20 protein-coding genes are annotated in these 22,335 nt (G+C 69.3%); 16 read left to right on the forward strand and 4 right to left on the reverse strand.

The window, feature by feature from the left end:
- Nucleotides 1-59: 59 nt before the first annotated feature.
- The 5 genes from ACFQ2V_RS11030 (at nt 60) to ACFQ2V_RS11050 (ending at nt 4,658) form a co-directional block, all read left to right on the forward strand.
- Nucleotides 60-1,049, forward strand: a complete 990-nt coding sequence (locus ACFQ2V_RS11030; protein ID WP_386052742.1) for a branched-chain amino acid ABC transporter permease — start codon at nt 60-62, stop codon at nt 1,047-1,049.
- Nucleotides 1,046-2,194, forward strand: coding sequence for a branched-chain amino acid ABC transporter permease (locus tag ACFQ2V_RS11035; RefSeq protein WP_386052743.1), 1,149 nt, complete (start codon nt 1,046-1,048; stop codon nt 2,192-2,194). Before ACFQ2V_RS11030 ends, ACFQ2V_RS11035 begins: the two co-directional genes overlap by 4 nt.
- Entirely contained in the window at nt 2,187-3,197 is a 1,011-nt protein-coding gene (locus ACFQ2V_RS11040; RefSeq protein WP_386052744.1) for an ABC transporter ATP-binding protein, read from the forward strand. Before ACFQ2V_RS11035 ends, ACFQ2V_RS11040 begins: the two co-directional genes overlap by 8 nt.
- On the forward strand, nt 3,187-3,906 hold the full coding sequence (locus ACFQ2V_RS11045) for an ABC transporter ATP-binding protein (RefSeq protein ID WP_386052885.1): 720 nt from the start codon (nt 3,187-3,189) through the stop codon (nt 3,904-3,906). Before ACFQ2V_RS11040 ends, ACFQ2V_RS11045 begins: the two co-directional genes overlap by 11 nt.
- A gap of 158 nt (nt 3,907-4,064) precedes the next feature.
- Nucleotides 4,065-4,658, forward strand: coding sequence for a GNAT family N-acetyltransferase (locus ACFQ2V_RS11050; RefSeq protein WP_386052745.1), 594 nt, complete (start codon nt 4,065-4,067; stop codon nt 4,656-4,658).
- A gap of 21 nt (nt 4,659-4,679) precedes the next feature.
- On the opposite strand, the gene ACFQ2V_RS11055 is transcribed toward ACFQ2V_RS11050, so the two are convergent.
- Entirely contained in the window at nt 4,680-5,072 is a 393-nt protein-coding gene (locus ACFQ2V_RS11055; RefSeq protein ID WP_386052886.1) for a PaaI family thioesterase, read from the reverse strand.
- 159 nt (nt 5,073-5,231) lie between these two features.
- Here ACFQ2V_RS11055 and polA point away from each other — a divergent pair, with 159 nt between their 5' ends.
- The 3 genes from polA to ACFQ2V_RS11070 all read left to right on the forward strand — a co-directional run bounded on the left by polA (nt 5,232) and on the right by ACFQ2V_RS11070 (nt 11,463).
- Entirely contained in the window at nt 5,232-7,907 is a 2,676-nt protein-coding gene (polA, locus tag ACFQ2V_RS11060; RefSeq protein ID WP_386052746.1) for a DNA polymerase I, read from the forward strand.
- Nucleotides 7,908-8,095: 188 nt separating this feature from the next.
- Nucleotides 8,096-8,692, forward strand: coding sequence for a hypothetical protein (locus ACFQ2V_RS11065; protein WP_386052747.1), 597 nt, complete (start codon nt 8,096-8,098; stop codon nt 8,690-8,692).
- Nucleotides 8,689-11,463: a hypothetical protein gene (locus tag ACFQ2V_RS11070; RefSeq protein WP_386052748.1), complete on the forward strand. Its 2,775-nt coding sequence runs from the start codon at nt 8,689-8,691 to the stop codon at nt 11,461-11,463. The genes ACFQ2V_RS11065 and ACFQ2V_RS11070 overlap by 4 nt, the downstream gene beginning before the upstream one ends.
- Nucleotides 11,464-11,551: 88 nt before the next feature.
- Here the strand turns inward: ACFQ2V_RS11070 and ACFQ2V_RS11075 are convergent, their stop codons facing one another.
- Nucleotides 11,552-12,361, reverse strand: coding sequence for a class I SAM-dependent methyltransferase (locus ACFQ2V_RS11075; RefSeq protein WP_386052749.1), 810 nt, complete (start codon nt 12,359-12,361; stop codon nt 11,552-11,554).
- Nucleotides 12,362-12,534: 173 nt separating this feature from the next.
- Here ACFQ2V_RS11075 and rpsA point away from each other — a divergent pair, with 173 nt between their 5' ends.
- The 3 genes from rpsA (at nt 12,535) to ACFQ2V_RS11090 (ending at nt 15,445) form a co-directional block, all read left to right on the forward strand.
- The gene (gene rpsA / locus ACFQ2V_RS11080) at nt 12,535-14,046 is read left to right on the forward strand and encodes a 30S ribosomal protein S1 (RefSeq protein WP_386052750.1); all 1,512 of its coding nucleotides are present in this window, start codon (nt 12,535-12,537) and stop codon (nt 14,044-14,046) included.
- Nucleotides 14,047-14,186: 140 nt separating this feature from the next.
- Nucleotides 14,187-14,711, forward strand: a complete 525-nt coding sequence (locus tag ACFQ2V_RS11085; RefSeq protein ID WP_386052751.1) for a GNAT family N-acetyltransferase — start codon at nt 14,187-14,189, stop codon at nt 14,709-14,711.
- Nucleotides 14,712-14,854: 143 nt separating this feature from the next.
- Nucleotides 14,855-15,445 carry a hypothetical protein gene (locus ACFQ2V_RS11090; protein WP_386052752.1) on the forward strand — a complete coding sequence of 197 codons (591 nt, stop codon included), beginning with the start codon at nt 14,855-14,857 and terminating at the stop codon, nt 15,443-15,445.
- A gap of 74 nt (nt 15,446-15,519) precedes the next feature.
- Here ACFQ2V_RS11090 and ACFQ2V_RS11095 read toward each other — a convergent pair whose 3' ends face one another.
- Both ACFQ2V_RS11095 and ACFQ2V_RS11100 read right to left on the reverse strand, forming a co-directional pair.
- Nucleotides 15,520-16,086, reverse strand: a complete 567-nt coding sequence (locus ACFQ2V_RS11095) for a dihydrofolate reductase family protein (protein ID WP_386052753.1) — start codon at nt 16,084-16,086, stop codon at nt 15,520-15,522.
- Nucleotides 16,087-16,234: 148 nt separating this feature from the next.
- On the reverse strand, nt 16,235-16,645 hold the full coding sequence (locus ACFQ2V_RS11100) for a VOC family protein (protein ID WP_386052754.1): 411 nt from the start codon (nt 16,643-16,645) through the stop codon (nt 16,235-16,237).
- 571 nt (nt 16,646-17,216) lie between these two features.
- Between ACFQ2V_RS11100 and ACFQ2V_RS11105 the strand changes: the two genes are divergently transcribed.
- The 5 genes from ACFQ2V_RS11105 to ACFQ2V_RS11125 all read left to right on the forward strand — a co-directional run bounded on the left by ACFQ2V_RS11105 (nt 17,217) and on the right by ACFQ2V_RS11125 (nt 22,334).
- Nucleotides 17,217-17,750, forward strand: coding sequence for a DUF1990 family protein (locus ACFQ2V_RS11105; protein ID WP_386052755.1), 534 nt, complete (start codon nt 17,217-17,219; stop codon nt 17,748-17,750).
- A gap of 126 nt (nt 17,751-17,876) precedes the next feature.
- Complete coding sequence (locus ACFQ2V_RS11110; RefSeq protein ID WP_386052756.1) at nt 17,877-18,827, forward strand: carbohydrate ABC transporter permease; 951 nt, start codon at nt 17,877-17,879, stop codon at nt 18,825-18,827.
- Nucleotides 18,824-19,756: a carbohydrate ABC transporter permease gene (locus ACFQ2V_RS11115; protein WP_386052757.1), complete on the forward strand. Its 933-nt coding sequence runs from the start codon at nt 18,824-18,826 to the stop codon at nt 19,754-19,756. The genes ACFQ2V_RS11110 and ACFQ2V_RS11115 overlap by 4 nt, the downstream gene beginning before the upstream one ends.
- 82 nt (nt 19,757-19,838) lie before the next feature.
- A complete protein-coding gene (locus ACFQ2V_RS11120) occupies nt 19,839-21,146 on the forward strand; it encodes an ABC transporter substrate-binding protein (RefSeq protein ID WP_386052758.1) in 1,308 nt (435 codons plus the stop codon).
- Between the two features lie 87 nt (nt 21,147-21,233).
- Nucleotides 21,234-22,334 (forward strand): ABC transporter ATP-binding protein, encoded by a 1,101-nt coding sequence (locus ACFQ2V_RS11125; protein WP_386052759.1) that lies wholly within the window; start codon nt 21,234-21,236, stop codon nt 22,332-22,334.
- Nucleotide 22,335 lies beyond the last annotated feature (1 nt).

The following is a 22,335-nucleotide window of genomic DNA, read 5'->3' on the forward strand; positions in this document are numbered from 1 at the left end:
GTTCGGTTGATGCTCGGACCCGTGATCCCGCCCACCGCACCCGGCCCAGGAGGTCTTGGATGCAGAACCTGATCGACAACTTCTTCTCGTACACCATCACGGGCCTCACGATCGGGGCGGTCTACGCCCTCGTGGCCCTCGGCTACACCCTCGTCTACGGCGTGCTGCGCCTCATCAACTTCGCGCACTCCGAGGTGTTCATGTACGGCACCTTCGCTGCCCTGTGGGTCGTGACGCTGCTCGGCGGCAAGTCCGGCGGAAGCGTGGGCCAGGTCGTCCTCTGGGTGGGCATGATGTTCGTGGCCGCCATGCTCTTCTCCGGACTCATCGCCGTCCTTCTCGAGCGAGTGGCCTACCGGCCGCTGCGCAAGCGCAACGCCCCACCACTCATCGCGCTCATCTCCGCCATCGGCGCCTCGTTCGTGCTGTCCGAGCTCATGGGTCTGCGCAGCCGGGTCGCAGCCGTGGTCGGTCTGGACGACAACCTGCGCGACTACGTGCGCAACTCGCGCAACAACGCCGGTATGCCGGCCATCATCCAGCCCCAGCCGATCTTCCAGGTCGGCGGCTACCACGTGACCAACGTCGACATCATCGTCATCGTCGGCGCCATCGTGATCATGGTCATCCTCGACCAGTTCGTGAAGCGGTCGCGCCTCGGTCGCGGCATCCGGGCCGTCGCCATGGACCCCGAGTCCGCCGCCCTCATGGGCGTCAACCGCGACCGAGTCATCCAGGTGACCTTCCTCGTCGGCGGTCTCATGGCCGGTGCGGCCGCCGTCTTCTACATGCTGAAGATCGGGATCACCCGCTACGACGCAGGCTTCATCCTCGGCGTCAAGGCGTTCACCGCGGCCGTCCTCGGCGGCATCGGCAACCTGCGCGGCGCGCTGCTCGGTGGCTTTATCCTCGGCCTCGCCGAGAACTACGGCTCCGCCGTCGTCGGCACGCAGTGGAAGGACGTCGTGGCGTTCGTCCTACTCGTCCTCATCCTGCTCTTCCGACCCACCGGCCTGCTCGGTGAGTCCCTCGGAAAGGCCCGCGCATGAGCACCACGAAGACGTCCGCCGGCGCACGCAGCACGTCGGGTCCAGGGTTCAAGGACCGCGTCAACAACCTGCCCAAGGGCGCGAAGATCGCCCTCTGGGTCGCCTTCGCGGTCTTCCTGTTCCTGCTGCCGCTGCTCAACATCCCGTTCATCACGACCGAGGGCTCCGACTTCGGTGGTGTCCTCTTCACCGTCGCGACGTACGTCCTCGTCGCGCTCGGCCTCAACATCGTCGTCGGCTACGCCGGCCTGCTCGACCTCGGGTACGTCGGCTTCTACGCCGTGGGTGCCTACACGGTCGGTGTGCTCACGTCCGAGCACGCCAAGCTGTCGTGGGTCGTGGTGGTGCCCGTGGCCATCGTCGCGGCCATGGTCTCCGGCGTCATCCTCGGTGCCCCGACCCTCCGTGTGCGCGGCGACTACCTCGCGATCGTGACCCTGGGTTTCGGTGAGATCGTGCGCCTCACGCTGGTCAACTCGGAGTGGCTCGGTGGTGCGCAGGGCATCTCCGACATCCCGAAGCCGCCCAGCATCGAGCTGTTCAAGGTGCCGAGCATCGACTGGAGCAGCGGGGCACCCGTCGTCGACCTCGACACGACGTCGACGTTCCTCAAGTTCGGCATCAGCGACTTCGTGCCGTACTACTGGCTCGCCCTCGGCATCATCGGCGTCGTCCTGCTCTTCGACGTCCTCGTCAAGAGCAGCCGCGTCGGCCGCGCCTGGGAGGCGACCCGAGAGGACGAGGACGCCGCCGAGCTGATGGGTGTGCCGACCTTCCGGTTCAAGCTGCTCGCCTTCGCCCTCGGCGCGGCGATCGGTGGTCTGTCCGGTGCACTCTTCGCGACGAAGGCAGGGTTCATCAACCCGCAGAGCTTCGAGCTGCTGCTCTCGATCCTCTTCATCGCGGCCGTCGTCGTCGGTGGTGCCGGCAACCGGTGGGGCGTCATCGTCGGTGCCATCGTGGTCAGCTACTTCCCGGAGCGGTTCCGCGAGTTCGCGGACTTCCGCGTGCTGGTCTTCGGCCTGGCGCTGATGCTGCTCGCGATCTTCCGTCCGCAGGGCCTGCTGCCGCCGCGCCGCACCGTCCGTGCCAAGCGCGCCGATGCCAGACAGGCCGTTCTCGAGGAAGGAGAAGCCAGTGCCTGAGTCGACCGAGCCCACCCCGCCCGCCGCGGCGGCCGAGCCCACGGCGGCCACCGAGCCCGCCACGGCCGCCACGGCCGCCACGCGGGACGACACCACGACCCGACCGGAGGTGACGCCGCACTCCGACGCCACGGCGCCGCTGGCCGACCCGGCCGACGAGGTCACCGAGATCCACCCCGACGTCGACATCACCCCCGACGACATCGGCGTGCCCGAGGTCGCCGAGGGCGAGAAGCTCCTCGAGGTCGACGACGTGACGCTGCGCTTCGGCGGCGTCGTGGCCCTCAACGAGGTCAGCTTCCACATCAACAAGGGCGAGATCCTCGGCCTCATCGGTCCCAACGGTGCCGGCAAGACGACGTGCTTCAACGTCATGACCGGCGTCTACCAGCCGACCGCAGGCGGCATTCGCTACCTCGGGAAGCCGCTGGGCAAGCGCAAGAAGTTCCAGATCACCAAGCTGGGCATCGCGCGCACGTTCCAGAACATCCGCCTCTTCGCCAACATGACCGCCCTCGAGAACGTCCTCGTCGGCGTCGACGCGCACCACCGCACGGGTATCGGCTCGGCGATGTTCCGCCTGCCGAGGCACCGGCGCGAGGAGGCACAGGGCTACGCCCGGGCGATGGAGCTGCTCACCTTCATGGGGCTCGACGGCAAGGCCGACGAGCTCGCGCGCAACCTCCCGTACGGCGACCAGCGTCGTCTCGAGATCGCGCGTGCGCTGGCCACCAGCCCGCAGCTGCTCTGCCTCGACGAGCCGGCCGCCGGCTTCAACCCGGCCGAGAAGGCCAAGCTCATGGAGCTGATCCGGACCATCCGCGACCAGGGCTACACCGTGCTGCTCATCGAGCACGACATGAAGCTCGTCATGGGCGTCACCGACCGGATCGTCGTGCTGGAGTTCGGCCGCAAGATCGCCGAGGGCACGCCCGCGGAGATCCGCGACAACCCGGCGGTCATCGCCGCCTACCTGGGAGTTGATGAAGAAGATGCTTCTTGAGGTCAACGGCCTGTGCGTCAACTACGGGCGCATCGAGGCCATCCGCGACATCAGCTTCACGGTCGACGAGGGTGAGATCGTCACCCTCATCGGCGCCAACGGCGCGGGCAAGACGACGACGATGAAGACCGTGTCGGGCCTGCGCCCGGTGCGGGCCGGCTCGATCAGGTTCAACGGCAAGGACATCACGCACACGCCGTCGCACGAGCGACCGGTGCTGGGCATCTCGCAGTCCCCGGAGGGTCGTGGCTGCTTCGTCGGCATGACCGTGATGGAGAACCTCGAGATGGGCACCTACGCCCGACCCGACCGCAAGACGAAGGCCGTCAAGGACGACCTCGCCCGGGTCTTCGAGCTCTTCCCGCGGCTCAAGGAGCGCAGCAACCAGGCCGCCGGCTCGATGTCGGGTGGTGAGCAGCAGATGCTGGCGATGGGGCGTGCCCTCATGGCCAAGCCGAAGCTGCTGCTGCTCGACGAGCCGTCGATGGGTCTCGCGCCGAAGCTGATCCAGCAGATCTTCGACATCGTCACCGAGATCAACAGCCAGGGCACGACGGTGCTGCTCGTCGAGCAGAACGCCGCGCAGGCGCTCAAGCGTTCGCACCGCGCCTACATCCTCGAGACGGGCGAGATCGTCCGCGAGGGCTCGGGCAAGGAGCTGGCGGCCGATCCCGCGGTCAAGGCGGCATACCTCGGCGGCGACGTCTAGCACACCGGGCCACACGGCCTACGGAATCCGAAGGCGGGGCGTCACGACACGGTCGTGACGCCCCGCCCTCCGTGCCGGGACCTGCCATAACCCTTCCGTCACGACGTCGTTGGTCGTAGTGTCTCCCGGGTGACCTCGGGGCAGGAACAGGAGGGATGATGGGTCGATCGACTGTGTCGGTGCAGCGGGTGGACGAGAGCCTGCACTCGCAGTTCATAGAGCTGTGGATCACGCACCGCATCGAGGGTGGCACCACCCCCGAGGCCGCGCAGCGGCTCGCACTCGACGGCACCTTGCGAAATGCCTTGCAGCGCAACGACATCTGCGCGTTCATCGCCTCCGTCGAAGGGCGTGCGCGCGGCTACGTCGTGCTGGCGGACTCGACGCGCAGCCTGCTCGTCGACTCACCGTGCGTGTCGATCGACATGCTCTACGTCCACCCGGACTTCCGGCGCCAGGGTGTGGGGCGTGCGCTGCTCATGGCCGCCAGCAGGTATGCCGACCGGCAGGGGTGCGAGCACCTCGCGAGTGCGGTTCCCGCAGGCGACCGCGACGCGAACCGCTTCTTCGCCCGTCTGGGCTTCGCCCCCGAGACGGTGCGCCGGGTCGCGTCCGCCGCGACCCTGCAGCGCAAGCTGGCGGGGGAGGCCAAGGCCGGCCCGCACCGGGTCACGCTCGACCTGCTCCAGCGCCGGCGCGACCTGCGCTCCCGCGCCCGCGCCACCCGGCACGACCCGAAGATCGCCGGCTGACCCCCACCGGGTGGTCGGCGGTCAGGCGCCCGGCGCCGCGTCGCGCAGCAGGCAGGTGATCCGCGACGTGCAGATGCGGCGGTCGTCCTCGTCGGTCACGACGACCTCGTAGCTGACGAGCGTGCGGCCTGCGCTCAGCAGCGTGGCCGTGCCGGTGACGAGGCCGGTGCGCGCCGCGCGGTGGTGGGTGGCGTTGATGTCGAGCCCGACCGCGACCCGTCCCGGGCCGGCGTGGATCTGGGCGCCGATCGACCCGAGCGACTCGGCGAGCACGACGCTCGCGCCACCGTGGAGCAGTCCGTAGGGCTGCGTGTTGCCGGCGACCGGCATCGTCGCGACGAGGCGCTCGGGCGTCGCCTCGGTGATCTCGATCTGCATTCGCTCGAGCAGGGTGCCCTCGGCCATCGCGCGCATCGCGTCGACGTGCTGGCGCGTCGCCTCCTCGGTGGTCGGGCCTGCTGTCGAGTCGGTCGTCGGTTCGGTCATGGAGGGGATCGTATGCCGCCTCGCCGGCGCCGCCTGTCCGACCGTGCCCCGGCTCACGGCGTCGGTGGCCGCCACTAGGGTTGCCGTGTGAGCCGACTTCTCCTCCTCGACGGACACTCCCTGGCCTACCGCGCGTTCTTCGCGCTGCCTGCCGAGAACTTCTCGACGGTCACCGGCCAGCACACCAACGCCGTCTACGGCTTCACCTCGATGCTGATCAACATGCTGCGCGACGAGCAGCCCACCCACGTCGTCGTGGCGTTCGACAAGTCGCGCCAGACGTTCCGCACCGAGCAGTACGCCGAGTACAAGGCGGGCCGTGCGCGAACGCCCGACGAGTTCTCGGGCCAGCTCCCGCTCGTCAAGGAGGTCCTCGACGCGCTGCGCATCACCCACGTCGAGCTCGACGGCTACGAGGCCGACGACATCATCGCGACCATCGCGACCGAGGCCGACGGCCAGGGCGTCGAGGTGCTCATCTGCTCGGGTGACCGCGACACCTTCCAGCTCGTCTCCGACAACGTGACGATCCTCTACCCGGTGCGTGGGGTGTCCGAGGTGTGGCGCATGGGTCCCGCCCAGGTCGAGGAGAAGTACGGCGTGCCGCCGACCCGCTACAGCGACCTCGCAGCCATGGTCGGTGAGACCTCCGACAACCTGCCCGGCGTGCCTGGCGTCGGTCCGAAGACGGCCGCGAAGTGGATCACCCAGTTCGGTGACCTCGAGGGCATCGTCGCGGGCGTCGACCAGATCAAGGGCAAGGCCGGCGACTCGCTCCGCGAGCACCTCGACCAGGTGCTGCGCAACCGGCGCCTCAACCAGCTGGTCAAGGACGCCCCCGTCGGGGTGGGCCTCGCCGACCTCGAGCGCCACCAGTGGGCCCGCGAGGAGGTGCACGAGGTCTTCGACCGCCTCGAGTTCCGGGTGCTGCGCGACCGGCTCTTCGCCGAGGTCGAGGCGAGCGAGCCCGAGGCCGAGTCGGGCTTCGAGGTCGACGGCTCGGTGCTCGAGCCCGCGCAGGTGCCCGACTGGGTGGCCGAGCACCTGCCGGCGGGGGAGCGGGCGGCGCTCTCCGTCACCGGCACGTGGGCCCGTGGCACGGGCGACGCCACTGGCCTCGCCATCTCCTCGCCCGACGGGTCCGCGGCCTGGGTCGACCTCACCACCCTCACGCCCGAGGGGGAGACGTCCATCGGCTCCTGGCTCGAGGATCCCGCGCGCCCCAAGGCGATGCACGACGCGAAGGGCCCGATCGAGGCCGTGACGGCACGCGGTTTCACGCTGGCGGGGCTGACCAGCGACACCCAGCTCGCGGCATACCTCGTCAAGCCCGACCAGCGCACCTACCACCTCGACGACCTCGTGCTGCGCCACCTGAAGCGCGAGCTCAGCAGCTCGGGCAGCGCCGACGGGCAGGGCATGCTCGACTTCGGTGGCGATGCCGACGAGAAGGCCGCCCAGCAGGAGATGGTGCGGGCCACGGCCGTGCGCGACCTCGCCGTCGTGCTCGACGAGCAGCTGGCCGCGACGGGCGGTGCCGACCTGCTGGCCGACGTCGAGCTGCCGCTCGTCGACGTCCTCGCGGGCATGGAGCGCACCGGCATCGCCGTCGACGTCACCGGCCTCGACGAGCTCGAGAAGGACTTCGCGGCCAAGGTCGCTGCAGCCCAACAGGACGCCTGGGACGCCATCGGGGGCGAGAAGATCAACCTCGGTTCGCCGAAGCAGCTGCAGGAGGTGCTCTTCGGCACGCTCGGCATGCCGAAGACGAAGAAGACGAAGACCGGCTACACCACCGACGCCGACGCCCTCAACGACCTCTTCGCCAAGACCGAGCACCCGTTCCTCGAGGCGCTGCTGCGCCACCGCGACGCGGCGCGGCTGCGCGTCACGGTCGAGGGGCTCCAGAAGTCGGTGGCCGACGACGGTCGCATCCACACGACCTACCTCCAGACCATCGCGGCCACGGGGCGCCTCAGCTCCACCGAGCCGAACCTCCAGAACGTCCCGATCCGCACCGAGGAGGGGCGCCGCATCCGCGAGCTCTTCGTCGTCGGCGACGGCTACGAGGCCCTCATGTCGGCCGACTACTCCCAGATCGAGATGCGGGTCATGGCCCACCTCTCCGGCGACGAAGGCCTCATCGAGGCGTTCCGCACCGGCGAGGATCTCCACAAGTTCGTCGGCTCCAAGGTGTTCGGCGTCGAGCCCGACGACGTCACCGCGGCCATGCGCTCGAAGGTCAAAGCGATGTCCTACGGCCTCGCCTACGGCCTTTCGGCGTTCGGCCTGTCCAAGCAGCTGACGATCAGCACGGAGGAGGCACGAGGCCTCATGGACGGCTACTTCGAGCGTTTCGGTGGGGTCAGCGACTATCTGCGCGACGTCGTGGCCGAGGCGCGCGGCACGGGCTACACCGCAACGATGTTCGGGCGCCGGCGCTACCTGCCCGACCTCACCTCCGACAACCGTCAGCGCCGCGAGATGGCCGAGCGGATGGCGCTCAACGCGCCCATCCAGGGCTCCGCCGCCGACATCATGAAGGTCGCGATGATCGGGGTCGACCGGGCCCTGAAGAGCTCGGGCGCGAAGTCGCGCGTCCTGCTGCAGGTCCACGACGAGCTCGTTCTCGAGGTGGCCGAGGGCGAGCGCGACGACCTCGAGAAGCTCGTGCGCAACGAGATGGGCAACGCTGCACCGATGGACGTCCCGCTCGACATCAACGTCGGGGTGGGTCACTCCTGGCACGACGCCGCCCACTGACCACCACACCGGCGTCCGTCCGCCCGGAGTGAGCCGGCCGTACCCCCTCAGACGGTCTCGAAGGTCACGTTTCGACAACAGCGACGTGCGCTTGCTCACGCGCGCTCGCGGAGGCTGCCGCCCATCTGCATACTGACCGGTAACTTGCACTCACCAACGGAGGTGGGTGCTTTTACTGTGAGGTGGACATGGTCAAGAGCCTGGTCACAGGTTTGTGTCTAGCCGTCTTCGCGGCTGTCATCATCGGGCTGAGCAACCTGCTCGGTCTCGACCTCGAGCACGTTGCTCTCCTCGGTGCGGCCCTCGGCGGCGCCCTCGGGCTCGTCCCGCACCGTCCTTCGTGGGGCAAGGTCGTCGGCTTCCTCGCCGGCTTCCTGCTGGCCTGGCTCGGTTTCGCGCTGCGCGCGGCCCTCCTGCCGGACTCCTCGGGAGGTCGTGCCGTCGCCGCCTTCGTCGTCGTCGCCCTCATCGCCGTCGTTGCCGCGCTCAGTCGCGGACGGCTCCCGCTGTGGAGCGGACTCGTCGGTGCCGCGTCGATCGTCGGCGCCTACGAGTCGCTCTACACCAACGCACCATCGCAGTTCCTCACCGAGTCGCCGGCTGCAGCCACGACCGTCCTGCTCGCCGTCGGCCTCGGCTTCCTCGCCACGAACCTCCTTGCCGCCCAGACGAACCCGTCTGCGGAACCCGTCACGGCAAGGGTCGAAGGCCGACCCGCGAAGCGCGCCAACGGCTCCGACCGCAACACCAACCTCGACGACCTCGTGACTGGAGCCGCCAAGTGAGCAGGCGCAGCATCGCCACCGTGGTGGCCGGACTCGCGGCCATGCCCACGCTGCTGATGCTGGCCGCCGCGCCGGCAGCCGCAGCCGATAGCGGGCAGGTGCAGGTGTCGAACACCGAGACCGTGCAGGCCTACCTCGACGCGACCGGCAAGGTCGACGTCGCCCGGGTCTACGAGCAGGTCGCCATGCAGGGACGCGGCACGGTCGAGCTGCAGAACCCGGTCGAGGCGCAGAACCTGCGCAACCTCGACGGCTTCGGCGGCTTCGAGGTCAAGGACGGCGTCATGGTCGGGCGCTTCGACGTCGAGGGTGAGCAGCGGCTGCGCACCGTCAGCGACTACACGAAGAAGCTGCCCCTCGAGGTGCAGGCCGTCTACACCCTCGACGGCCAGGCGGTGGAGCCCGGTGACCTGGTGGGTCGCAGCGGACGGCTCGAGGTCCGCTATACCGTCAGGAACGTGACCGGCACGTCACAGGTCGTCACCTTCGACGACGGCACGGGCCGGAAGGCGACCGCGACGCAGAGCGTCGTCATCCCGATGGTCGGCTCGCTGTCGACGACGCTTCCCGGGACGTTCACGAACATCTCCTCCAAGGAGGCCAACGTCGCCGGCGACGGGCGAGGTGGCACCAAGCTCACGTTCACCATGACGCTGTTCGGCCCCATCGGGACGCCCACCGCGTCCTTCGGGTATGCCGCCGACATCGTCGACGGCACGCTGCCCAAGGCATCCGTGTCGGCCCTGCCGGTCAGCCCGCTCGAGAGCCCGTCGTTCAAGGGGGGAGCCGAGAGCTACAAGGGTGGCGCCACCACCGGTGCCACGCTGACGGCCGGCGCGACCGAGATCGACGCGAACCTCCTGAAGCTGCGTGACGGCGCCGGCACCCTCCTCGCCGGCCTGATCCAGCTGCGTGACGGCGCCAAGAAGCTCGACGCGGGACTCGGCGCCCAAGCGCTCCCCGGATCGCGCGACCTCGCCACCGGTGCCGGCCAGCTCAAGGACGGCACGTCGAAGCTCGCGGCTGGTGCCGGCACCGCCAAGCACGGGTCTGCACAGGTCGCCGATGGCGCCGGGCAGGTCGCCGACGGGGCCGGCCAGCTGCACGCCGGTGCGCAGAAGCTGAGTGCGGGCGCGACGAAGGTCGACGACGGTGCCGGCAAGGTGGCGAACGGCCTGCACCTCCTCGGGGAGGGTGCGCCGGCGCTCGTCGACAACCTCGCCCTCGTCGCCGACGGGCTCGACAAGGTCGACGCCGGCCTCACCCAGCTCTACGACGGCGTCGGCGGCCTGCCCGACCAGGCCAAGCCGCTCCACGACGGCATCGCGAAGCTGCGGGCCGGGCTCGGCGGCAAGGGCCAGACCGGCACGCTCATCGACGGCGTCGACCAGGTCCGCGCCGGGCTCGCCGCCGCCACGGCGGTAGGCGGCAGCCTCGACCTGCTCAAGGGCGGTGTCGACGCGTCCAAGGACGGTGTCGTCAAGTCCCGGGACGGAGTCGACAGGTCGAAGGACGGCGTCGACCTGTCACAGGGCGGGGTGGACCAGTCGAGGGGCGGGGTGGACCAGGTCCGCTCGGGCCTGCTCGACGCGCTGGCGACGGGCGGCGGCATCGACCAGCTCGACGGGGGTGTGGCCATGGCCAAGGGCTCCGTCGACTGCGGCGTGCTCTGCAAGGGGATCCTGACCCAGGTCCAGGGCGGCCTCGGCCAGCTGCGCACGAAGACCGGGGCCGGCGCGGACGGTCTCGGTCAGGTCTCCGGTGGACTCGACAAGGTGTCGAAGGGCCTCGGCAGCGTCTCGGGCGGTCTCAGCCAGGTGTCGAAGGGCCTCGGTCAGGTCTCCGGTGGTCTCGGCCAGGTGTCCGGCGGGCTCGGGACGCTCAAGGGCAAGCTCGGAGACGCGGCCCTCGGCCTCGCCAAGATCGAGTGCGGCCTCAGCAACAGCACGCTCCCCGTGTGCGACCCCGAGGTGCCCGGGCTGCTCGAAGGCGTGGGCCTCGTCGACGCGGGCGTGGGCGCGCTCGTCGACGGGGTCGTCACCAAGGTCCAGGGCGGTGTCGGCGGAACCGCCGACACCGCGAAGGACAAGACGCTGCGCGGCGGCATCAACGACCTCCAGCTCGGTGTGGACCTGTTGGGCCTGGGTGGCCTCGACCTGCTCGACGCGATCGACCAGCTCACGGTCGGTGCCGACCAGGTGCACGGCGGCACGGCACAGGTGGCCACCGGGGCGGGGGACCTGCGTGACGGCGCCTCCCGGCTCGCCAGTGGTTCCGGCGAGCTCGCCGACGGCGCCGGCCGGCTGGACAGCGGCCTCGGCGACCTCGCCGCTGGCACCACCCAGCTCGACGACGGGGCGGGCAAGCTCGCCGACGGCGCCGGCCGGCTGCCCGACGGCCTCGCCGACGCGGCTGACGGGACCAGCAAGCTCGCCGCGGGCCTCACCGACGCGGCAGCAGGTGCCCCGGCGCTCGAGGACGGCGCGCAGCGACTGTCCGACGAGGGCACGAAGAAGCTCGTGGCCGCCGGCAAGGCGACGGCGGCCGACTACGGCGAGAAGTACGCGTTGATCGAGGCGGGCGCCCGCCGCGCCAAGGCCGAGGGCATGGCCTACGGAGCGCCCCAGGGCGCGGTCGGCGCGACGGCGTACTCGCTCGAGCTGGCCGGGGTCGACGGCGCAGGCTCGGCGAACCTCGGGCGCGCGGCTGCTGCCGCCGGCGTCTTCGGCCTCGCGGGCGGTTCGGTGCTGCTGCGGCGGCGCTTCCTCTGACCGCAGGCTGGGCCACAGCGGCCGCGCACCCATCGGGGTGCGCGGCCGCTGCCGTGTGCGGTGCGGCGCCGCGTGGTGCGGTGCGGTGTCAGGCCGGCTTTCGGCAGACGAAGACGGCTGTGCCGGGGATGATGCGTCCGCGCAACGGCGACCAGCCACCCCACGGCTCGTCGTGACCCTCGGGCCACTCCGGCTCGAGGAGGTCGACGAGCACGAGCCCGGCTGCCGTGATCTCGCGGACCCGGTCGCCGAGGGTGCGGTGGTGCTCGACGTAGGTGGCGCGCCCCTGCGCGTCCTGTTCGACGTAGGGCTGGCGGTCGAAGTAGGAGTGGCGGGCCGTGAGCCCACCCTGTCCGGGGTCGTCGGGGAAGGCCCACCGCACGGGGTGCGTCGTCGAGAAGACGAAGCGGCCGCCCGGGCGGAGCACGCGCGCCGCCTCCGCCATCACCGTGTCGGAGTCCGCGACGAACGGCACGACGCCGTAGGCCGTGAAGACCGCGTCGAAGGACGCGTCGGCGAAGGGGAGCGACCGTCCGTCGCACTGCGCGAACGGCACCCGTGCAGTCTCGCCGACGGCCTCGTTGACCGCGACACCCGTGGCCACCATGCCTGCGGACAGGTCGGTGGCCACGACCGTGGCGCCGCGGGTGGCCAGCCACCGCGAGCACTGGCCGGAGCCCGCCCCGATCTCGAGGACCACCTGGCCGGCCGGGTCGCCGAGCAGGCCGGCGTCCTCCTCGCGCAGCCGTTCGGGACCCCACACGAAGTCGGTGTCGCCGAGGAAGGCGCCGTGCTCGACGTAGTAGGACGTGGCCTCGCCGTCCCACCACGTGCGGTTCGCCGTGGCGGTCTCCGCCGGCGCGGCGGGGCGGCGGGTGGCCTCGGTGGGCGTGCTCACGGCATACATCGTCTCTTTTGACCGGGTGCTGACAGCGCGGATAGGATTGCCGGGCACATCCGTGTGCGCATGCTCAATGTTGCACCCGTCCACAAGGCATCGGGTCGACGGGCCGTCAGGCGCGTCGTCGCGAGGTCCCCAATCTAACTGTCCACAATCGGAGTTCCTACTACATGACTGCCAACACGGTCGAGAAGACCGCGCCTGAGATCGCCATCAACGACATCGGCTCTCAGGAAGACATCCTTGCGGCGATCGACGCCACCATCAAGGACTTCAACGACGGCGACATCGTCGAGGGTCGCATCGTCAAGGTCGACCGGGACGAGGTCCTGCTCGACATCGGCTACAAGACCGAGGGCGTCATCCCCTCGCGCGAGCTGTCCATCAAGCACGACGTCGACCCGGGCGAGATCGTCAAGGTCGGTGACGAGGTCGAGGCCCTCGTTCTCCAGAAGGAGGACAAGGAAGGCCGTCTGATCCTGTCCAAGAAGCGTGCGCAGTACGAGCGCGCTTGGGGCACGATCGAGAAGGTCAAGGAGGAGGACGGCGTCGTCACCGGCACCGTCATCGAGGTCGTCAAGGGTGGCCTCATCCTCGACATCGGCCTCCGTGGCTTCCTGCCCGCCTCGCTCGTCGAGATGCGCCGTGTCCGCGACCTCCAGCCGTACGTCGGCAAGGAGATCGAGGCCAAGATCATCGAGCTCGACAAGAACCGCAACAACGTGGTCCTGTCGCGCCGTGCCTGGCTCGAGCAGACGCAGTCCGAGGTGCGCACGACGTTCCTCAAGGAGCTCCAGAAGGGCCAGGTCCGTTCGGGCGTCGTGTCCTCGATCGTCAACTTCGGTGCGTTCGTGGACCTCGGCGGTGTCGACGGTCTCGTCCACGTCTCCGAGCTGTCGTGGAAGCACATCGACCACCCGTCCGAGGTCGTCGAGGTCGGCACCGAGGTCACCGTCGAGGTGCTCGACGTCGACATGGACCGCGAGCGTGTCTCCCTGTCGCTGAAGGCGACGCAGGAGGACCCGTGGCAGCACTTCGCGCGGACCCACGCCATCGGCCAGGTCGTCCCGGGCAAGGTCACCAAGCTCGTCCCGTTCGGTGCGTTCGTGCGCGTCGAGGACGGCATCGAGGGCCTCGTCCACATCTCCGAGCTGGCCGAGCGCCACGTGGAGCTGCCCGAGCAGGTCGTCAACGTCAACGACGAGATCTTCGTCAAGGTCATCGACATCGACCTCGAGCGTCGCCGCATCTCGCTCTCGCTCAAGCAGGCCAACGACCAGGCCGTCGCGGCGTCGGAGTTCGACCCGACCCTCTACGGCATGGCTGCGGAGTACGACGAGCAGGGCAACTACAAGTACCCCGAGGGCTTCGACCCGGAGACGAACGAGTGGCTCGAGGGCTTCGACGCCCAGCGCGAGAAGTGGGAGCGTCAGTATGCCGACGCCCACGCCCGCTGGGAGGCCCACAAGGCCCAGGTCGACGCCGCGACGAAGGCCGACGCCGAGGCTGCGGCCAACGCCGGCTCCGCGACGTCCTACTCGTCCGCGACCGGTGACGTCGCCGACTCGGGCGACGCCGACCGTGGCGACCGCGCACCGCGCAACGCTCCGGCCCCGGCCGAGGGCACCCTGGCTTCCGACGAGGCGCTCGCCGCGCTTCGCGAGAAGCTGACGGGCAACTGACGCCAGTCGTCGCCTGACGCCGAGAGCCCCGGACCATCACGGTCCGGGGCTCTCGTGCGTCACGGCTGAACGACCCCCCGTGCCAGGAGGAGGATGTCGCCCGAAGTGCTGGCCGGACGCGCCACCAGTACATTTCCGAGGTGCTCCGTCAGCCCGTTCGCATGTTGACCGCGCGGTTGTCGCTACGGCAGCCGGCGCTGGCTGACGCCGTAGCGGTCCTCGACATCCTGTCGGATCCGTCGGTCGTCCAGCACAACCCGTCGGACCTGGTGACGGAGCTGGAGGACGTCGAAGCGCTGGTGACGCAGTGGCTGCGGCACTGGGAGCGGCACGGTTTCGGAAACTGTTGCGTCTTCGAAGAGGAGACGGGTCGACTGGTTGGCAGCTGTGGTCTCCGGTGGATGACCATCAAGGAGGACCGCGTACTCAACCTCATGTACCGCTTTCATCCCTCTGCCTGGGGACAGGGCTACGCCACGGAGGCCGCGGCCGCCCTGTTGCACTGGGCGCAGGAGTCGCTTCCCGCCGAGCCCGTCGTCGCTCGCATCCGCCCCACGAACCTCGCCAGTCAGAGGGTCGCCACAAAGATCGGCCTGCGACGCGATCCAGCCTTCGACGACCACGGCGAGGACGGCCTGGACTGGGCCTTCACCCACCGCTCGTGAGCGCGGCGGGTGAGCGCCCGTCGGGCCCCCTCGCTCGTGCGCCGCCTCGCGAGCGAGCGTGCCGATGAGCGGACGTCCGGGTTCAACGGAGACTTCCCCCAAGCACCGGCGCAAGGCAGTGGTCTTCGGACACACTTCGCAACGTGACAGGGAGCCCGCGATGGAACGCCGCCCGCGCACGTGCTGCGTGCGTGCTTGCCGGCGGTTGGTTCATTCTGAGCACGCTCCTGGCAGCGGGCTTCGGCCCCCGCCTCACCGATGACGCCCTGACGTGGTCACTGCTGTCCGGTCCCGGTCTCGCGTTCGTCACCGTGACGCTCGTGCGCCCACGACCCAGCGTGCCGGCCCGGCTGCTCTGGTCGGGCCGATGGTCGCCCGGGCTTCCCCTGGGCGCCGCGCTCGATGCCCGACGGGCATGGATGAGCGACCGAGAGGAGGCACGGCGGCTACTCGCCTTCGCGGCGGGCGCACTCGGCGTCGTGGTGACGATCGCGTCGCTCCTCATGGTCAGCAAAGGCCCCGCCGCTGACGACGCCCCACCGGCTCAGAGCCGCATGGAGAACATGACGTGGGCGGCACGCGCGTTCACGACTTTGCTCTGGGGGACGTTCGACCCACCCGCTTCGACACCCGCGACGTGGACCGCCCGCGCGGGCTTGGCGCTGTTCCTTGCTGCCATCGCCCTCTACTGGTGGCCAACCGCGGACGCTCCACGTGGGCACGCGCGAAGGTAGGGCTGGCCAGCGGTCCGCCACAGCGTCTTCATGCCGCGCTGGGCGAAGGACTCTCACGCTGGCCGGCGCATGGGTCAGGCGGGGTGTCGGACCGCGTGGCGGACGTACACCACGCCGTTGTCGAATCGACGTTGGTCGAGCAGCTCGAGCTCGAGCCGTGTGCCGCGAGGCAGCGCCGGCTTGCCGCCGCCGACGACGACCGGGGACAGCAGCAGCACACACTCGTCGACCAGGCCGTGTCGGAAGGCTTCGGCCCCGATCCCCGCACCTCCGATGCTCAGGTCCGAGCCGGACGTCTCCTTGAGCCGCCGCACCTCCTCGGGGTCGAACTGACGCTCGATCCTCGTGCGCGCGCTCGACACGTGGCTGAGTGAGGTGGAGTAGACCACCTTGTCGGTGTCACGCCAGATGCCTGCGTACTCGCGCACGACTGCGGGCTCGTTCGCCAACCAGTCGTCGCTCTCCCAGACGCGCATCGTCTCGTACATGCGTCGCCCATAGAGCGACGTGCCGATGTGCCGCTCGTGCTCGTTCCAGAACGCGTGCACGGCCTCATCCGGAACGGACCAGTCGAACGAACCGGTCTCGTCCTCGAGGAAGCCGTCGAGTGAGACGTTGGCCGCGTAGATCAACCTGCCCATGGAGCCCTCCGCCTTGATGCGGGTACAGCATGCGACGTGACAGGCACAGTCAACAGGATCGACCGCGAGCTCGGTGCGCGGGGCGTAGAGAAGGTGACAAGGGGGCGGTGTTGCCGCCCTGAGGAGGCGGCCCTCTCCGGGTGGCGCTCTAGCTGCTCTTGGGCCAGATCGGCCCCTGCTCGGTCCAGCTGACACCCTTGTTGCGGCAGAGGCAGAACGGGTGGCCGACGGGGTCGGTGTAGACGCGCCAGCCGTAGCCGTCGGGGCCGATGGAGTCCTGCTGCAGGGTCGCGCCCAGGGCCAGGACACGGCTCTGTTCGGCCTCGACGTCGTCAACCTCGAAGTCGAGGTGGAACTGCTTGGGGTGTTCACCGTCGGGCCACTGCGGGGCGCGGTAGTCCTCCACCGGGGTGAAGGCCAGCTCGATCTCGCCGAACTGTATGCCGGCCCAGTTGCCGTGGCTGCCCTCCTTGAGCGGACGACCCGTCACCTCGGAGTAGAAGGCTGCCAGCTCCATCGTGTCCGGGCAGTCGATGATGAAATCGGTGAGCCGCAGCACCCGGCGATCCTGCCACAGGGTCGAAGGGCGGCGCGGATCTGAGACAGGCTGGCGCAGCCATCCGCTCGGGCCATCGGCGCTCCGCGCTTCGAACGGCAAGGGAGCCGCGTGACGCGGTGGTGTGGGCTTGTCAGGAGCCGATGGTTCGACCGATCCGTAGAGACTCACGCAGCAGCGTCGAGTGATCGTCGCCGCGCCAGCCGGCGGGCCCACCGCACACAACAGGCCCGACGCGCCGGTCGCCTCGGTCACCTTCATCATCGGGACCCGGCAGCTCCTCGCGGTCCCGGAAGGCAACACGGACCTGACCGACCCGGTCACCACCCGAACGCTCGCCTCGGTGCAGGTGACGCCGACCAGCGTCTCGTGGGCGCGACACTCACCATCCCGGCCTCGACGCCGCCAGGCACCTATCACATGGTCGTCTCGTACACGTTCCCGTCACCCTCACTGTGCGGCCGACCGAACGACCCACACGCGCCGAGGCTGGCTCGGGCCCGGTCGCGGCAAGGCACGCTGACCGTACGACCCATCACCGGCCGTTCCTGACTGTCAGGTGGATGATGGAGCCATGCCAGTCCATCTGCTCCGTCAGGACGCTGCGGCCGGTCTGCGAGCTGCGCCCCTGTCGTACGCGACGACCCGGACCGGGGCCGGTCGGTTCCCTACCGGCTCCAGGCGCTTCCACGTCACCACGCGCCTACGTCGGCGGGACTTCGACGCCGCAGTCCAGGACCTGATGGGGTGGCGGATGCATGAGATGGCTGGTCTTCGTGTCCATGCCTCCGATGCGACGGCTCAGGTCGGCACCGTCGTGGTGATGCGGCTCGGTCTCGGTCCGATGTCACTGCGGATCCCGTGCCGTGTCGTCGAGGTCTTCGACGAGCCGGGCCGCAGGGGGTTCGCCTACGGCACGCTCCCCGGGCACCCCGAGTCCGGCGAGGAGCGGTTCGTCCTCGACCACGACTCCGACGGTGCGATCCAGTTCACGGTGACCGGCTTCTCCAGGCCCGCCTCGTTCCTGGCGAGACTCGGAGGACCCATCAGCCGAACCGCGCAGGACTGGATGACGCAGCGATACCTCGCGGCCCTCGACCGGCTCTGAGCGCGCCCGCCGGCTCCCGTACGAGGAACGCCTCGAGACAGGAGTTCAGCTCCGCGTCGAAAGCCTGACGTCCCAAAGCCGCAACCGGTGCATCTGCGCGGCTAGTTTGTCGGGGTGCAGTCATCCGTGACCGATTCGCGACGTGACACCTCGGTGTCGGCGGGACCCCCCGAGCAGGTGGGTCCGGCGCCTCGACGATCGAGCGGGCGGGTCTGGGAGTGGACCCTCGCAGCCCTGCTCCTCCTTCCCAACCTCGTCCTGCTCGTCGTCTTCACCTACCGCCCGTTGCTCGACAACATCCGGCTCTCGTTCACCGACTGGAACATCAGCTCGCCCGTCGCCAACCCGGTCGGGTTGTCCAACTACGTCGAATGGTTCGGCCGCGACGACACACGCGTCGTGGTGCGCAACACGCTGGTGTTCACCGTCGCCACGGTCGGTGTCTCGATGGCACTCGGCCTCGGGCTCGCGCTCCTGCTCGACCAGAAGCTCAAGGGCCGCAACCTCGTCCGCTCGGTCGTCTTCGCCCCGTTCGTCATCTCGGGCGCCGCCGTCGGCATCGCCTTCCAGTTCGTCTTCGACCCGCAGTTCGGCCTCGTGCGAGACCTGCTCGCCCGCATCGGAGTCGGTTCGCCCGACTTCTACCAGCAGCCGGGGTGGGCGCTCTTCATGGTGACCGTCACCTACATCTGGAAGAACCTCGGCTACACCTTCGTCATCTACCTGGCCGCGCTGCAGGGCCGCCGAGCCGACCTCGACGAGGCTGCCGAGATCGACGGCGCGTCGGCGTGGACGCGGTTCCGCCGCGTGCTCATGCCGCAGCTGCGGCCGACGACGTTCTTCCTGTCGATCACCGTGCTGCTCAGCTCGGTCCAGGTCTTCGACATCATCAACGTCATGACCCGCGGGGGTCCGCAGGGCAACGGCACCGCCACGCTCGTCTACCAGGTGTACCAGGAGACCTTCGTCAACCAGCGCGCCGGGTACGGCGCCACCGTCGCGACCATCATGTTCGTCATCCTGCTCGCCGTCACGGTCGTCCAGGTGCGCTTCATGGACCGGGGGCAGAAGTCATGAGCACGTCCACCGTCATCGGAACGCTCGACGACGAGTCGGTCCCGCCGCAGCGCAGCCGTCGGCAGCGACGCCGGGCGGCCCACAGCGCAGAGGCCTCGACGCACAACCGCGGTCCGGTGTGGACCGCCCTGGGCTACGTCGGCATCGTGCTCGTCGTCCTGCTCGTCGCCGTCCCGCTCTTCTGGATCCTCATCACGTCGTTCAAGGACCGCGGCGACATCTACGTGCGCCCCGCCCAGTGGTGGCCCGACCCGGCGACCACGGACAACTACCACGAGCTGACGACGCGCATCCCGTTCTTCGACTACGTGCGCAACTCCGTCGTCATCACGTCGGCGACGGCCGTGTCGAAGATCGTGCTCGGCGTCCTCAGCGCGTACGCCTTGTCGCTGCTGCGATTTCCCGGGCGGTCGGTCGTGTTCCTCGTCGTCATCGCTGCGCTCATGGTGCCCAACCAGATCACCGTGATCAGCAACTACGCCCTCGTCGCGCAGCTGGGCTGGCGCAACACCTTCCAGGGCATCATCATCCCGCTGGCCGGCGTCGCCTTCGGCACCTTCCTCATGCGCAACCAGTTCCTCAGCCTGCCGGGCGAGATCATCGAGGCGGCAAGGCTCGACGGCGCCGGCCCCATGAAGCTGCTCTGGCGCGTCGTCATGCCCATGTCGTGGCCGACACTCGTCGCGTTCTCGCTCATCACCGTGGTCAACGAGTGGAACGAGTACCTCTGGCCCTACCTCATGTCCGACGACGAGACGACCGCGACGCTGCCCGTCGGGCTCACCTTCCTGCAGAACAACGACGGCGTCACGAACTGGGGCCCGGTCATGGCCGGGACGATCCTCGCGATGCTGCCGATCCTGGTGCTCTTCCTCTTCCTGCAGCGCCAGATGATCAAGGGCCTCACCGCAGGCGCCGTCAAGAGCTGACCAACCACTCGTCGGCGACCGGGTCACGGGCTCGCCGTCCTCCCACCACCCCACGCACCACCTACAGGGAAAGGCACCCCCCATGAACGAGTTCTCACGCCGAGGCTTCCTCGGGCTCGCCGGGGCGGCAGGCGTCGCCGGGCTCGCGGCCTGCGCCGGCACCGGCACCGCACCGTCCTCCGGCGGCAACGGCGGTGGCGCCTCGAGCAACACCATCGAGTTCTGGAGCAACCACCCCGGCAACAGCAAGCCGGTGGAACAGCAGATCATCAAGGCCTTCGAGGCCGCCAACCCGAACCTCAAGGTCAAGCTCGTCGACGCCGGCAAGAACTACGAGGAGGTCGCGCAGAAGTTCAACGCCTCGCTCGCCGGCGGCCAGCTGCCCGACGTCGTCGTCGTCTCCGACGTCACGTGGTTCAACTTCGCACTCAACAAGCAGCTCGCCCCCCTCGACGACCTGCTGTCGGCCGCGAAGATCGACACGAGCGACTACGTCGACGCGCTCTACAACGACTACACCCTCGGCGACAAGCACTTCGCCCTGCCGTTCTCGCGGTCGACGCCGCTCTTCTACTACAACAAGGACCTCTGGAAGGCTGCCGGCCTCGAGGACCGCGGCCCGAAGGACTGGGACGAGTTCCTCACGTGGGCGCCGAAGCTCAAGGCGGCCGCCGGCTCCGACAAGATCGTGATGGAGCTGCCGGACGGCTCGAACTACCTCGACTGGGTCTTCCAGAACATGGTGTGGGGCTACGGCGGCGCCTACTCGAAGGAGTGGACGCCGACCTTCTCCGACCCCCACACGGTCAAGGCGGGCACGTACCTCCAGGACCTTGCGAAGAACGGCTTCCTCAAGCTGTCGAAGGACCCCGCCCCCGACTTCACGGCCGGCATCGTCGGCTGCAGCATGATGTCGACCGGCTCGCTGGGTGGCGTCGCGAAGGACGCCAAGTTCGACGTCGGCACGGCGTTCCTGCCCGGTGAGGGCAACTGCCCGACCGGTGGTGCCGGCGTCGGCATCCCGGCGAACATCGGCGACGACCGCAAGAAGAACGCGCTGAAGTTCATCGAGTTCCTCACCAACGCGCAGAACACCGTCACCTTCACGCAGGCGACCGGTTACATGCCCGTGCGCAAGTCGGCCGTCGACCTGCCGGAGGAGAAGGCGTTCCTCGAGAAGAACCCCAACGCGAAGACGGCGATCGAGCAGCTGCCCAAGACCCGATCGCAGGACAACGTCCGAGTCCTCCTGCCCGGTGGCGGTGCCCGCATCGGCAAGGCGCTCGACCAGGTCGTCCAGGGCCAGGACGTCGCAACGGTCTTCAAGGCGCTCGACGCCGAGAGCCAGCAGGTCTTCGACTCGCAGATCAAGAGCAAGCTCGGCGCCTGACACACCGCTTGGGTATGCCGCCGGGTCCCGACGCCCACGGGGCCCGGCGGGTGCCGCACCAGACCAGAACGACCCGAGAGGCCTTCCATGGCAACCGTGTACTTCGACGAGGCGACTCGTAAGTTCTCCAAGGACGACGCACCTGCGGTCGACGGCATCACGCTCGACATCGCCGACGGTGAGTTCCTCGTCCTCGTCGGCCCCTCGGGCTGCGGCAAGTCGACGACGCTGCGCATGCTCGCCGGTCTCGAGCCGGTCGACGGCGGCCGCGTCCTCGTCGACGGGCACGACCAGAAGGGCGTGCGTCCGCGCGACCGTGACATCGCCATGGTGTTCCAGAGCTACGCGCTCTACCCGAACATGACGGCGGCCCAGAACATGGCCTTCGCCCTCGACAACGCCAAGGTCAGCAAGGCCGAGACGAGGCAGCGGGTCGCCGAGGCCGCGAAGATCCTCGAGCTCGAGCAGCTGCTCGATCGCAAGCCCGGGCAGATGTCCGGCGGCCAGCGCCAGCGCGTCGCGATGGGCCGGGCGATCGTCCGCAACCCGAAGGTGTTCTGCATGGACGAGCCGCTGTCGAACCTCGACGCGAAGCTGCGCGTGTCGACCCGCTCGCAGATCGCCGGACTGCAGCGCCGGCTCGGCATCACGACCGTCTACGTCACCCACGACCAGGTCGAGGCGATGACGATGGGCCACCGCGTCGCGGTCCTGCGCGACGGCAGGCTCCAGCAGGTCGACACCCCCGAGCGCCTCTACGACGCGCCCGTCAACACGTTCGTCGCGTCGTTCATCGGGTCGCCGGCCATCACGCTCGTCGAGTCCTCGGTTCGTGAGGGCAACGCCGAGGTGCACGGCGTCTCAGTGCCGCTCGACCGCGGTGTCGCGGGTCGCGCGGGGGAGAAGGTCGTGGTCGGCCTGCGTCCCGAGTCGTGGCACGTCGTCGGGTCGCCCGAGGGCGACGGGGACTCCTCGTCGGTCGCGCTCAACGTCGAGCTGGTCGAGTCGCTCGGCTCCGAGTCGTTCGTCTACGGGCGTCCCGCAGGGGCCGGGGAGGACGCCGGGCGGGTGACGGTCCGTCTCGACAAGCGCACGCACCTCACGGTCGGTGATGTCGTGCACGTGCAGCCGAACCGCGGCGAGGTGCACGTCTTCGACGCCGCGTCGGGTGAGCGGATCGGGGCCTGAG

The sequence above is a fragment of the Terrabacter terrigena genome (assembly GCF_042676085.1).
Taxonomy (GTDB): domain Bacteria; phylum Actinomycetota; class Actinomycetes; order Actinomycetales; family Dermatophilaceae; genus Terrabacter; species Terrabacter terrigena.

Excerpts from the sequence above, each read along its gene's own strand:
- ACFQ2V_RS11120 (WP_386052758.1), top strand. The coding sequence starts at position 19,839 with ATGAACGAGTTCTCACGCCGAGGCTTCCTCGGGCTCGCCGGGGCGGCA.
- ACFQ2V_RS11065 (WP_386052747.1), top strand. The coding sequence starts at position 8,096 with ATGGTCAAGAGCCTGGTCACAGGTTTGTGTCTAGCCGTCTTCGCGGCT.
- ACFQ2V_RS11035 (WP_386052743.1), top strand. The coding sequence starts at position 1,046 with ATGAGCACCACGAAGACGTCCGCCGGCGCACGCAGCACGTCGGGTCCA.
- ACFQ2V_RS11095 (WP_386052753.1), bottom strand. The coding sequence starts at position 16,086 with ATGGGCAGGTTGATCTACGCGGCCAACGTCTCACTCGACGGCTTCCTC.
- ACFQ2V_RS11050 (WP_386052745.1), top strand. The coding sequence starts at position 4,065 with ATGGGTCGATCGACTGTGTCGGTGCAGCGGGTGGACGAGAGCCTGCAC.
- ACFQ2V_RS11105 (WP_386052755.1), top strand. The coding sequence starts at position 17,217 with ATGCCAGTCCATCTGCTCCGTCAGGACGCTGCGGCCGGTCTGCGAGCT.
- rpsA (WP_386052750.1), top strand. The coding sequence starts at position 12,535 with ATGACTGCCAACACGGTCGAGAAGACCGCGCCTGAGATCGCCATCAAC.
- ACFQ2V_RS11045 (WP_386052885.1), top strand. The coding sequence starts at position 3,187 with ATGCTTCTTGAGGTCAACGGCCTGTGCGTCAACTACGGGCGCATCGAG.
- ACFQ2V_RS11055 (WP_386052886.1), bottom strand. The coding sequence starts at position 5,072 with ATGCGCGCGATGGCCGAGGGCACCCTGCTCGAGCGAATGCAGATCGAG.
- ACFQ2V_RS11115 (WP_386052757.1), top strand. The coding sequence starts at position 18,824 with ATGAGCACGTCCACCGTCATCGGAACGCTCGACGACGAGTCGGTCCCG.
- ACFQ2V_RS11125 (WP_386052759.1), top strand. The coding sequence starts at position 21,234 with ATGGCAACCGTGTACTTCGACGAGGCGACTCGTAAGTTCTCCAAGGAC.
- ACFQ2V_RS11030 (WP_386052742.1), top strand. The coding sequence starts at position 60 with ATGCAGAACCTGATCGACAACTTCTTCTCGTACACCATCACGGGCCTC.